This is a genomic window from Cedecea sp. AS113 (assembly GCF_037152415.1).
Taxonomy (GTDB): Bacteria; Pseudomonadota; Gammaproteobacteria; order Enterobacterales; family Enterobacteriaceae; genus Cedecea.
Genome location: NZ_JBBCMI010000036.1, coordinates 1 through 9,030, shown reverse-complemented (window position 1 = coordinate 9,030; position 9,030 = coordinate 1). Strand labels below are relative to the sequence as shown.

Genomic DNA, 9,030 nt, shown 5'->3' with positions numbered 1-9,030 from the left:
TTACCGGGACACTCAGGGTATGCTGGGAGTGAAATACGCCTTCTGACAAGAAGGAATACGGTAGAACTCTAAAGCGCCTCTCTGGAGGCGCCAACCTAAAAAAATCATACAAAGATGAGTCATTATAATAATAGCCAGAACAGACTTAATCAGCATTGTCTGAAAGATGCCCGCCTTCCAGCCCAAACTGCACGAAAGAAAAGTAATAAGCCATATACTAAGTAAACATTTTGTAAGTACACCCGTTTTAGTTCCACGCACTTTTTGAGGTTTCTGGTTTTTCAGCCATCAGCCGATACTCTTCCGGTGTCAGGTTATTCAGGGACTCATGAGGTCGCTCGCTGTTATATTCCATCAACCAGCGCTCAGTAATTTCCCGTGCTTCATTCAGTGTTCTGAACAGATAAAAATCCAGGATTTCTGTCCGGTACGTCCGGTTAAAACGCTCGATAAAGGCATTCTATGTCGGTTTGCCTGGTTTAATAAATTCCAGCACCACACCATGGTCTTCGGCCCATTGCGCCAGCGCAAGTGAGACCAGTTCTGGCCCGTTGTCCATACGCATCTTCAGCGGATATCCACGGTTTGCCACTATCCTGTCCTGCACCCTGACGACCCGTTGAGCCGGAATATTCAGGTCGATTTCTATCGCCAGGGCTTCGCGATTAAAATCATCCACCACATTAAAGGTACGGAAGCGCCGGCCACAGACCAGCGCATCGTGCATAAAATCGATGGACCAGCTTTGATTAAGCGCTTCCGGCATTATCAACGGAGCCGGATTGCGTACCGGCAGACGTTGTTTACTCTTACGACGAAAATTCAGTTTCAGCAGGCAGTAAATCCGGTGAACACGCTTATGGTTCCAGGTGTGCCCCTGCCTGCGCAGAAGCTGGAACAGCTTCTTAAAACCGTATCGCGGATAGCGCTCCGCCAGCTCAGTCAGTGCCTGGATCACCCGTTCATTGTGCCGGGTATCGGGCTGGTAAAAATAAACCGTCCTGCTCAGCGATAACATCCTGCATGCCTGACGTACACTCATCGAAAACACCTCTTTCAGATAGCTGACGAGTTCACGCTTTATCGCTGGCTTTAAAGCTTTTTTTCGATGACGTCTTTTAGTGCGCTGTTTTCCAGACTCAGGTCGGCAAACATCTGTTTTAGGCGGCGGTTTTCGTCCTCAAGATCTTTCATCTTTTTGATATCAGAGGCTTCCATCCCGCCAAACTTCGCTTTCCAGTTGTAGTAAGAGGCCTCAGAGATACCCGCTTCGCGGCAGACATCTTTGACGGTGCGTCCGGCTTCGACGGACTTCAGCACAGCGATGATCTGGTGTTCGATGAATCGTGCTTTACGCATGGCGATCTCCTCGGGAACATAATCAGTATGTCGGAAGATCTCTAAAAGTGAATGGTTCGGTTAAGCGGGATACTTACAAGCGGACTAAAATATTTTACTGATTACCTACCTCAGGCCATCAGCTCTCTGCCCGGTGAACGAATCGAACTGGATGATGTGGTGAAGTACATTACCCAAATTACCTCAAATATTACATAGATAATTTGTCGGCTCATTCACTGCCTACGCAGTCTGCATCGCTACAGATAACTTTCACCTAGAAGATGAGATACCTACTCTGAAAGCGGCCAAGATTAACCTGTTAATTACATGGAAAACAAGTTGTCTTAGCCACTCATCTTACAGTCCGGAATACCAAAGTGTGGGTCTGGAGTGAACTAATCTTTGAAAACATATTACCAGTGCTTAATAATTGAATCTCCGATCCCTGCAATATGTTCGCTAAGTTCATTCATGGATGAATGAGTATTGGTAATATAGAGAATAACTATTCGGGATGGTTTTCCTCTGGGCCCCAACAATGCAACGATGCCACGAGAGCCGTGTTCACCTGCTCCTGTTTTATCCGCTATCATCCAGCCAGCTGGCAGTACAGAGCGGAACAGAGGCCCGCCAACTTTATCTTCCTGCATCCACGTTATTAATTTTTGCTGTGATGCTATCTTGAGGAGACTCCCATTTAACAATTTTCGTAACGTCTGAGCCATTGCTGCCGGAGTGGTAGTATCACGCTCATCGCCAGGTAGCGCTTCATTCAGGCTGGGTTCGTGTCGATCTAGTCGTGTATAATTATCACCAGTGCTTCGCACAAATTGGGTTAATCCCTCCGGCCCGCCAATTGTTGATAGCAATAAATTTGCAGCAGTATTATCACTGGTGGTAATGGCAGCATTACATAATTCAGAAACCGACATTCCACCTGCAAGGTGCAGACTGGTTACTGGTGAATAGTCATCCAGGTCATGCTCATTATAGGTAATTCTGCGTTCAAGCTGTTCAAGCCCTTTATCAACGCGTGCTAATACTGCCCCACATAACAAAACTTTGAATGTGCTCATCATAGGGAAGCGTTCTTCATGGTGATGACTACCCAGTACCTTTCCGGATAAAAAGTCTATTTCAGTAAAACCAACCCGACCTTTGATATGGTCTTCTGTGGTTTGTATTGTATCAGTGATATTGACTGGTGTAGATAGTGCTGGCGTGCACATTCCAGCCAGCAAGGGGATTATCATAAGTCGAATCATTTTCATATTAGTATCCTTTATTTTGCATGTTAAATTAATGTGTTAAAAGTTAAATACTGAGCCAACAGGACCTCTTCGGCGAGACTGTTGGTGCACTTTCGGACCATGTGAAGCATCTGATGCAACCTCAACCCGAAATACACGTCACTCTGCATCATTCTGATTACTGCCCTGGCAACCTGAGGGTCCTATCAGAACGGGTATGTTATGCCCATTATCAAAGCATCTTCGTTATTCTGAGTGAACTTTTGGCAGCCCCGTGATGTTGTTGAATTTGTAAGCAATATCCAGGTTCAGGTTAGAATTCAGGCAATACGTGATACCTGTCGTCACATAGTGAGTTGCCCAGGCAGTCTTACTATCGATTATCGAGTTTGCCCCAATATACCCAGGGAAATACATTACAGGTGTTGTTCTGCGAGGAGCCGGGTTCTGGCGAAATCCGGGCACATTTCCGCTGACAGCACCCGTTTTTTATGGAGTCAGATGCTGCCACCCGACCCGTTATGAAGCCGGACTGATGCGTTCCCCGGGGGCTGCTTTTAACAGGAGCGGGATAAGGCTGTTCGTTTCACGCGTTAAGGCTGAGAACATATCCAGACCCACTTTTGTCACAGAGACAAAGATCCCCGTTTTTTCGCCGGGTACCAAAACCATATAACTCATAAAACCGCCGCCACCACCGGTTTTCTGGATCATTACCGGGGAGTCAACCGAAGGCTGGATAAAGACCCAACCCATTCCCAGCCCCTGCGCTTTCCCTGCTAAATCCAGACCCGTAATGGATTTGAGTTGCTGTCTCTGCACGTACATTGCCTGCTGAACGGCTCTGAGCGCTGGCTTTTCAGGATGACGGATATTCAACAGATGCTGCATCCAGCTCGCCATGTCCCTTGCGGTGGAATACATCCCGCCGTTGTATCCGTGCAGGGACCGGCAGGATCGATGCCAGAGCCTTCCATGAGCCGCTGACACTGAGCGCTGTCAGGCTGGGTGGTGGTGTCTTTCATGCCCAGCGGGCCCGTCACATTTTCCCGCATAAGCTGCAGGTAGGTTTTTTTACCTGCAGCTTCCATAGCATCGGCCAGCAGATCGTATCCCACATTAGAATACTGCGCCTGTTCCCACGGCGCGGTCAGGGTCGGCTTCTGATTCAGCCAGTTCCAGCGGGCAGGCCTGTCCGGCCACGTGAACGGAGCTGAGCCGGCTGGTGCCTGACCCGGGATAAGTCGCGGCAGCCCGCTGGTATGTGTGGCAAGCGAAATCAGGGTAACGGGATTGCCGCGGCTCACCTCAGGTACTGTCATCCCCGGGGGAGCATACTTCTGAAGCGTGTCGGTCAGCCTGAGCGCTCCCTTATCGGCAAGCTTAACCAGCAGCTCTGAGGCCAGAATTTTTGACATAGAGCCGACCCGAAGCAGCGAGTCGGGCGTGGGGCTGGTATGGTTGCCTTTAGCCGTTTCACCATAGGCACGATATGTCACCTGACCATTCTGAATAATGGCCATGACCATAGCCGGAGGATTAGTGTCATGAAATATCTGTGCAGATTTCTCAGCAATTTGCTGCTCGGTCGTCATCTGGCCAGCATTGGCATAACTGGCGGCCAGCAGGCTGGCCACGGCCAGAAACAGTGATTTTCTCTTCATCCAGGTTTCCCTAATAAATATTGTTCAGTGAGCTGATTACCGAGATGTTAATGAATACTTTGGGATGCATTCATTGTGTTAATCCGCAGATAAATGCGAATAATCGCCAGCCGCAAATAAAAATTTAAAGCCCGGTTTAATTAATTATAAATTTCGCAATAAATAACAAGTATGTCGCACCGGTCAGGAAGCGGGATTATGTTGATAATCTTGAATGCTGGCAAACGATAAAAATTTGTATTAATTTAAAGAAAATCTAAAGGATGTCCTATGCGAAAAAAACCTCCCCTGAAGGCCCTCAAATCTTTTGAGGCTGCCGCCAGACACCTCAGCTTTACCCGGGCCGCGAAAGAGCTTTTCGTTACCCCAGCCGCCGTCAGCCAGCAAATCAGAATTCTTGAGGAGCGTCTGGGTATCACGCTTTTCAGACGACAGTCCCGCAGTCTGGAGCTCACAGAGGAAGCCGCGATCCTCTATGGCGGACTGCACGAGGCGTTTCGGACAATAGAAAATATTTATCATAAGTTTGAAGGCGGGGAATATAAGGAAGTCCTGTCGCTGGGCTGTGTAGGCACGTTTGCCCTTGGCTGGCTTGAGGCCAGGCTGGGGCGTTTCCAGACGCTTCATCCCCATGTGGATGTCCGTCTGCGTATTAACAATAATATCGTCAATATTGCTGCAGAGGGGCTCGATCTGGCTATCAGGTTTGGTACCGGGATATGGCCCTCAACCAATAATGAAAAAATATTCGACGCGCCGTTTGGCGTGCTATGCGACCCGGAAATGGCCGGGCGGCTTCGCGCACCACGTGATTTGCTGAACGAGAGGCTGCTCCGTTCTTACCGGATCAATGAATGGGAAGACTGGTTCCGTGAGGCCGGCGAGGACGTTGCTGTCATCAGCGGTACGGTCTATGACTCGTCAGGACTGATGATCCAGACCGTTATACATTCCGGCGGCGCGGCGCTGGTTCCCCTGAAAATGTTTACACGGGAGCTCACATCCGGGCAGGTTGTGCAGCCCTTCGAAACTGAGGTCAACGCCGGCAGCTACTGGCTGACATATTCTAAATCCAGAATCATGCGCCCTGTGGTCAAAACCTTCAGGAGCTGGCTTCTGAGCGAAGCGCTGTTGTTTGAATAAACGTATACTCAGACTGCCCGGGCACGTTCTCTTAAAGCATGGGAAGGCCTTGATGCCTGGTGATTAAAGTAATACGACGCCTGTCTTAGACGAAGCTTAGAGCCTTATCTGGTACGAGGCTACGGTGGCGGCTATCCGATAAGCTCCTAAATATCACGCCACGTTCGATACACCAGACGTTCATACAGCGTAAGAAAAATTAACGATTACTACCGATGTATAGTTAGATTGTTTCCAATCCTGTCTTGCTCTGTTAATGCCAGGATTCTGTTTACACACTCAGTAACTGTTAATTTCGCTGTATCAAGTTGAATATGTTCCCTGTACCATCGTTCATAGTGACGGCTTTGCACTTTTTCCCAGTCAGGTACAGTCAAACCGGGAATATCTGAAACTCTGTTTTCCACTCGATGCCGATGCTGTTCTTTGTCCGAACAAATTATTTCAATTTCTATGAATGGAATTTCCAGTGATATAGCTATATCACGAAAAGCATCACGCACAAGATTAATATCATTAACCGAATCTGTCACCACCGTTGACCCTAGCTTAAGATTCTCACGTGCTAATGCATATATGACAAAATACCCTTCAGGCCCGGGCTTCCTCTCTGTTTCAAACGCCGAAAGAATGGCCTGCTCTACAGTATCCACCCGTAAATACACAGCGCTCAATTTTTCGCACAACATTTTTGCTACAGTACTTTTTCCAGAACCCGGCAACCCGTTCATAATTATCAGCATAATTTTCCCTTTTGGAATACATTGGAGGAGTTACTATTAAAAATAAAATACACATAAATGGTTCAATTCACAATTGAGTGAGATGTTTGTTGTACCATGGTATAAATATCCTTAGTGTGCCTCCCCAGAATACTCCATCATTCAGTCCGGTGAGCCCACCCATTAGCAGACAGAAGCTCGCTGACGCCGCAAGGCCAGGCTGAAGGAAGATGGCTGAAGTAAGAATGAATTTTGTACAAAAAGTAATAACGATCATGCCCAGCGTCAGCGGCGTCCCGGCCCTGATAACCGTACCTGGGTTGCCTGAATCCTGCAGGGGAGTTTGTGCCCCCCACATCCAGCAGCCGAGTGCTCCTCCCGCGAGTAATCCTGCGACCATCATGGTGAGACTTACTCCTGCCCTTTCTGTTTCAGTCATAACTCCGTAGCCTCCCCAGACAAGAAACAGTACAGGGAGCAAAAAAAGCCGTCCGATTTTCATCTCTCTGTCATAAAGGGCGGCAAAACCACGGCGAAGTAAAAAAATCAGCAGGAGCCAGACCCAGAACGGTACATGAAGTAAAAATTCAGACAGGTTCATCGTTTTTCCTTTTCGCTTAATGATGATTACATTTAGCCGCAGAGAATGGCTCCAGCGTTTTACTTGATTGCCCGAAGGTTATTTTCCTTTTTTGTGCCCGGACGGAGGAGTTTATTCAACCTGCGTTGTTGCCATGACTTAAGCCGATCATGAATAACAAACACCCTGCCCCCCCCCTGAACATAACCAGAGTGCACCATATGGCCGTCACTACAAGGGACCAGTAACTTTCCGGAGTAAGCAGATAGTTTATAACCATCATTGCGGTGCATGTCAGAAGAGCCCTTGTTAGTATCCGCCAAAACGTCATTTCCCGGGCAACCTGGGCTCTGGCATCACTGATACGTTCATCCAGCGTGTTAACGGCATCCCCGGCCTCTTCCGGGAGCTCAGATACTCTGACGTCAAAGGCTGAGGCAAGCGCACTCAACGTTTCAAGACCAGGTTTCTTCCCTTTTTCAGTACGCTGAACCGTTCTGACTGAAAGCGAGGCGACTTCTGCCAGCTGCTCCTGAGACCAGGCCTTCTTCAGGCGAAGGGCTTTCACTTTCTCTGCGACGGTCATCGATAACCTCATATCTGGTGTATGTTGGTAGCGGCTAAGATATTCGCATTTCCTGCCGGCACAGTACACGACACGGGCCTGACAGTAAGACGACACAAACGAGACAGGTGCAGACCGAATGACAGGATGAGCCTGTATCACAGACTTACTCTTCAAAAATAACGGTATCTCCGCAGGCGACAGGATGCGTGTTCCTGAGCCACAGTTTTCCCCATCTTCCTGTGCAGTGGCAGCCCAGCACTTGCTCAGGTGCGATCTCACGCAAAAAAGCTTTCAGCCTTATCAGCCTGAGCGGTGATGCTGCCCGCAGATGAAATCCCCCGATAAGGGCGTACACGCGTTTTTCCCCCGTAATGTTCATGCAGTGGCGAACGGTGTTCTCCAGCCCACGATGGCCACACCCGGTTATAATGACCAGCCCGCGTGATGAGCACCAGATAAGCACACCCTCATCAGACACATAATCAGGCGTGGCGTTCCTGTAATCGGTATAACCCCAAGGCTCCGGGCTTTCCACGGGGATTTCACCACTCCAGACAAAACGTCCTGCCACGACCCGCGGGATTTTACTGTACTCCACGTTAAGTCCGCGAAAACGCTCCACGACCGAAAGTTTCTTAAGAGGAATGACCTTTCCTGGAAGCCTGACGGCGGCATACCTTTCCTGTAAAATGCCGGGATGACAGATAATCCTCGTCCCGGGGGCAAGAGACGTTATTCCGCCGCAGTGATCGTAATGCCCGTGGGATAATACAACCGCGTCCAGGTCTGTCAGCGGCTCGTTGATCAGCCTGGCATTGCGAACAACGGTTTCATCCGCACCGGAGTCAAACAGTATCCGGCTCTCTCCGTCGTCCAGAAGAATGGAGAGGCCTGCACGGGCCTGCATTCCTGCAGCCGCGTGCGGGGAAAGATGGTTTTCGACCAGAATGGTCATTTTGAGTGTCACAGCTTAGTTCTCCCTTCGAAGGTAATTACCCAATAATCCTGACAGCAGACCTGTTTCCTGGTCCAGAGCAGCATTCTTCTCACTGCAGCAGATAAAGACTTATCAGCATGCCAGTCCGCCATATCCTGCTCCCCGAAAGCAGCCAGATTTCTGCAGAGATAACGAAAATGAATGAGGCTGTCAGAACGATATCCACCCTGTTCAAAAAAAAATAATTACCCGCCTTAAAACCTGCGCTTATATTCATTACAGAGTACATCCCGCTGCGTCACCTGTTTAAATAACACTGAAATGGAAAGGGATTAATGACTATAACGTCACTAAATAGTGATAGTGTACTCATGGAAAGACCTCACAGGACAAATAATGCAATTACGAAAAAGAGCGCTTGCTGCCGGAATTCTCGTACCCGCAATCCTGACTACACTGCTGTCGTCAGGCATGGCCTGGCGCCAGCTGAGCAGAGACACGGCCGTCACGGCAGACATACTGATGAGTCAGGTCGACCACGTAACACCCATTGCCCGCTGACCTGCTCCCCGTTGATTAATACACACCGATGTTAGTAATGTCTTCATAAGCCACATGAGGACATCCCCATGAAGAAGCGTTTTTCCGACGAACAGATCATCAGTATCCTCCGCGAGGCTGAAGCCGGGGTTTCTGCCCGTGAGCTCTGCCGTGAGCACGCCATTTCCGACGCCACCTTTTACACCTGGCGTAAGAAGTATGGCGGTATGGAGGTGCCCGAGGTTAAGCGCCTGAAGTCGCTTGAGGAAGAGAACGCCAGGCTCA

The 9,030-nt window shown here is 49.1% G+C and carries 9 protein-coding genes and 1 pseudogene; 2 read left to right on the top strand and 8 right to left on the bottom strand.

The features are described 5' to 3' along the window. Positions 1-247: 247 nt before the first annotated feature. The 4 genes and pseudogenes from WFN87_RS23615 to ampH all read right to left on the bottom strand — a co-directional run bounded on the left by WFN87_RS23615 (position 248) and on the right by ampH (position 4,255). A pseudogene (locus tag WFN87_RS23615) lies at positions 248-1,359 on the bottom strand (IS3 family transposase). A 395-nt stretch (positions 1,360-1,754) separates the two neighbouring features. Then, positions 1,755-2,612, bottom strand: a complete 858-nt coding sequence (gene bla / locus WFN87_RS23610) for a class A beta-lactamase (protein WP_336983945.1) — start codon at positions 2,610-2,612, stop codon at positions 1,755-1,757. A 498-nt stretch (positions 2,613-3,110) separates the two neighbouring features. Further along, positions 3,111-3,482 (bottom strand): hypothetical protein, encoded by a 372-nt coding sequence (locus WFN87_RS23605; RefSeq protein WP_336983944.1) that lies wholly within the window; start codon positions 3,480-3,482, stop codon positions 3,111-3,113. Beyond that, positions 3,467-4,255 carry a D-alanyl-D-alanine-carboxypeptidase/endopeptidase AmpH gene (gene ampH / locus WFN87_RS23600; RefSeq protein ID WP_336983943.1) on the bottom strand — a complete coding sequence of 263 codons (789 nt, stop codon included), beginning with the start codon at positions 4,253-4,255 and terminating at the stop codon, positions 3,467-3,469. The genes WFN87_RS23605 and ampH overlap by 16 nt, the downstream gene beginning before the upstream one ends. Before the next feature lie 270 nt (positions 4,256-4,525). On the opposite strand from ampH, the gene WFN87_RS23595 reads away from it, so the two are divergent. Next, positions 4,526-5,398 (top strand): LysR family transcriptional regulator, encoded by an 873-nt coding sequence (locus WFN87_RS23595; RefSeq protein WP_008460139.1) that lies wholly within the window; start codon positions 4,526-4,528, stop codon positions 5,396-5,398. A gap of 209 nt (positions 5,399-5,607) precedes the next feature. Here WFN87_RS23595 and WFN87_RS23590 read toward each other — a convergent pair whose 3' ends face one another. The 4 genes from WFN87_RS23590 to WFN87_RS23575 form a co-directional block, all read right to left on the bottom strand. Beyond that, entirely contained in the window at positions 5,608-6,141 is a 534-nt protein-coding gene (locus WFN87_RS23590) for an AAA family ATPase (RefSeq protein WP_336983942.1), read from the bottom strand. Positions 6,142-6,208: 67 nt separating this feature from the next. Further along, a complete protein-coding gene (locus WFN87_RS23585) occupies positions 6,209-6,721 on the bottom strand; it encodes a DUF6622 family protein (protein WP_336983941.1) in 513 nt (170 codons plus the stop codon). Positions 6,722-6,836: 115 nt separating this feature from the next. Further along, complete coding sequence (locus WFN87_RS23580) at positions 6,837-7,286, bottom strand: helix-turn-helix domain-containing protein (protein WP_336983940.1); 450 nt, start codon at positions 7,284-7,286, stop codon at positions 6,837-6,839. A gap of 145 nt (positions 7,287-7,431) precedes the next feature. Further along, positions 7,432-8,235, bottom strand: coding sequence for an MBL fold metallo-hydrolase (locus WFN87_RS23575; RefSeq protein ID WP_336983939.1), 804 nt, complete (start codon positions 8,233-8,235; stop codon positions 7,432-7,434). Positions 8,236-8,834: 599 nt separating this feature from the next. Here WFN87_RS23575 and WFN87_RS23570 point away from each other — a divergent pair. After that, positions 8,835-9,030, top strand: a 196-nt coding sequence (locus tag WFN87_RS23570; protein WP_336983938.1) for a transposase, incomplete at its 3' end; no start/stop codon positions are given.